This window comes from Bradyrhizobium sp. (genome assembly GCF_049586575.1).
GTDB lineage: Bacteria > Pseudomonadota > Alphaproteobacteria > Rhizobiales > Xanthobacteraceae > Bradyrhizobium.
The window spans coordinates 1-2,484 of sequence record NZ_JBAVCF010000152.1; the positions used below are offsets into that span (position 1 = coordinate 1).

The following is a 2,484-nucleotide window of genomic DNA, read 5'->3' on the forward strand; positions in this document are numbered from 1 at the left end:
CTGGACGCTCGCAAGCATCATCCTCCTGTTCAGTGGCGCGGTGACGCCGAACCTCTTGGGCGAAGCCGCGATTGCCGCGCAGGCCATCGCGACCGGCACGCTGGCCGAACTGCAATATATCGGCTTGCGCCGAAGCCGCGACACGGTCGCCGCTTAAGTCAAATCCACTCCACTCGCCTTACGCCGAGGCCTGTTTTGCCTCGTCCACGGCATGATCCACGGTCGCCGCCGGCATTGCGAGGTTTGAGGCCTGAAAGATGGTCGTAGCCTCGCCTGTCGCGGCGATCGGTTGCTCGACGGCAACCATCGTCGTCGCCGACTTGGGTCGCCTCGGCCGGCTCCGCGTGCCGCTGCTCAACTGAAGGCCGTTTGCAACCTTGCGCTTGACCGGCCGGCTTCCGGTCTTGAGGCGAACGGCCGATGCCTTGCTATCGAGCTTGCGCTTGCGGTCGGGTTTGAGTTCGACCTTTGCCTTGGTTTTGGCGCGCGCCTTGGCGCGTTCGGCCGCCTTTTTCTCAGCCTCTTTTTTGGCCTTGCGCTCGGCTTTGGCCTTCAACCGGACCCGCTCGGCCCTGGCTTCGGCGCGCTTCTTCTTGCGCTTTTTCTCGCAGGCGTCGCATTTGCAGCCGATCGGCTTCAGATAGGCTTTGAAATAATCGGTGCCGTAATCGTAGTTGATCTCTTCGCCGGGCTCGATGTTCTTGATCGCGCGGATGAAAACCTTTCGCTTGCGCGGTTTGACGTCGCTTTCCGCATTCGGCTTGCAGGCATGGTTGACGTAGCGGGCGATGTTCTCGCGGACCGAACCGTCGATGGTCCAGCGGTTGTTCAGTTCGAACAGGTATTTGTTCTCGATCGCGTCGTCTTTTTTCTTTTTAGAATCCAGGAGTGGCCCAAAATAGCGAACGATTCTGGTGCCCTTCTTGATCTTTTTGGTGGCGAAAAGGCCAAGTCCGGTGCGGGAACGGCCGACGCGATAGGGTTTCTTCGGGGAAATCGTGGGCATGACGATGAGGCAACTACAACGCTGATGATCGCAAGGAGTGAGGTTCTAGGACGATTCCATGCAAAAGTCAGGCCCCTCGCGCAGTTTGTATCAACCGTCCCCAGCTTGCGCGGTTCCTCGATGACACGGCCGCGAGTACTTCATGATGGCGGCGGCCGAAGCACGGACGTCCTGAGCATGGCGTCCGGCAGCGTTGCCACATCCGCGCCCTCAGGCAACCGCCGCAGAATATCGGCAAGCCGGCCATCGAGCAGCAGCATGGTGAAGCCGTGGACCAGCGACCAGGCCCGCACGATCGCCGCCGCCTGATCGAGCGACAACGCCTCGGCCGCAATGTCACGAGCCGCCTGCGCGCTCGCGCCGTTAGCACTTGAAAACTTGGGTCCGGAGATTGGGCATCGGCTGCGAGATGCGCTATACCGTTCGTGAGCGGATACACTCTTCAGGAGACACAGATGGCCGTGGACGGAAACTGGAACATCACCATGAGTACGCCGATGGGCGATCGCGAGGCCACGCTGAGCGTCAAGAGCGCCGGCGGGACGCTGACCGGCACGCAAGCCGCCGAAGGCAACTCGGCCGAGATTTTCGACGGCACGGCAAATGGCGATGATGTTTCCTGGAAGGTGTCCATCACCAACCCGATGCCGCTGACGCTCGAATTCACCGGCAAGGTTTCCGGCGACAGCATTTCCGGCGAAATGGGCATCGGCCCGATGGGCAGCTTTCCGTTCACGGGAAAGCGGGCGTAAGCGCCTGCGTCGTCCTTTGAAAGCAGCGACCGGCGAATTCGCCATGATCCGAGCGCGCGATCCGGCAGAACAAACGGCACATGCGCCGGCGAACTCACGATGCGCGGTGCACCGATCCAACGAACGCCGGTGGTTATGGGTCCCCGCGTGCCGCCTTCGCTAAAGCTTCGGCGCCCCACGAACCCAGCCCCGGCGAAGCCTTTGCGTAGACGGGTCGCGGGGACGACGGCATCCACACAGGATGGCACTCAAATTCAGATTTCAAACAGCCACGACGTCGCGATCTCGCCGCGCAAGTCACGCGAGTTTTGCCGCCGATATTCGCTCCTCTAAATCAGAGGGCGCAGGGAATGCCGGGCGCCCATTGCGCCCGCGGCCTCGTATGCGAAAAATAAAAAGCACACGAGCGTCGTCACCACGGTCACACCGGTTTCACCCGGCATTCCCCGCGCAATGGTTTTAACGGCTTCCTTCGTGCTCTCCCTGGCGATCGGGCTTTCTTGCCACCATGCGAAGCATTGTCGCGAGTTGATATCGGCGTCGAGATATCAGGACCACACGACTTCACCGTCCGCGAATGGCGCATTCGTCAGCACGCCATCAGCGTCCATCGCATCCCCTCTTACGTCCGTGACGATCGCGAAACGTCCCTCCTTAAGAGACGGGATGATTCGCTTCTATTGCTGCTTCTACCGGGCCGTCAAGGAAAATTTCTGAAAATCCGAA

2 protein-coding genes and 1 pseudogene are annotated in these 2,484 nt (G+C 60.6%); 1 reads left to right on the forward strand and 2 read right to left on the reverse strand.

Translation table 11 applies throughout. From position 1 onward, the window contains the following. Positions 1-477: 477 nt before the first annotated feature. Positions 478-1,006, reverse strand: a pseudogene (locus WB528_RS05670) (SET domain-containing protein); the annotation flags it as partial. Positions 1,007-1,146: 140 nt separating this feature from the next. Beyond that, complete coding sequence (locus WB528_RS05675) at positions 1,147-1,326, reverse strand: hypothetical protein (protein ID WP_423887449.1); 180 nt, start codon at positions 1,324-1,326, stop codon at positions 1,147-1,149. Between the two features lie 135 nt (positions 1,327-1,461). Between WB528_RS05675 and WB528_RS05680 the strand changes: the two genes are divergently transcribed. Continuing rightward, a complete protein-coding gene (locus tag WB528_RS05680) occupies positions 1,462-1,758 on the forward strand; it encodes a hypothetical protein (RefSeq protein WP_423887450.1) in 297 nt (98 codons plus the stop codon). Positions 1,759-2,484: the final 726 nt, after the last annotated feature.